This is a genomic window from Vibrio sp. 10N.261.51.F11 (assembly GCF_041471665.1).
Classification (GTDB): Bacteria; Pseudomonadota; Gammaproteobacteria; order Enterobacterales; family Vibrionaceae; genus Vibrio; species Vibrio crassostreae_C.
Window position 1 is genome coordinate 1 of the sequence record NZ_JBFROW010000102.1, and the last position, 223, is coordinate 223.

The window sequence follows — 223 nt, forward strand, 5'->3', positions numbered from 1 at the left end:
ACACCTTCAACCGTTAGGTTATCACCTTCAATGTCGGTAGCGCCTGTTAACAGGTCGGCATCAGTAAAGATTAACGTGCCATCTTCTTCAACGCTGAACTGTTGGTCTTGAGGTACTGGCAGGTCATTAACTGGGTTAACGGTTAGGTCAGCCGATGCTTGAACCGTATTGGTACCATCTGAGATATCGAAGCTAATATCGATATCACCATTGAAGTTCTCAT

General features: G+C 44.8%; 1 protein-coding gene. It reads right to left on the minus strand.

What is annotated here, in order from left to right:
* Positions 1–223: cadherin-like domain-containing protein (locus AB4351_RS21810; RefSeq protein WP_372127169.1), on the minus strand; the 223-nt coding region annotated here is incomplete at both ends.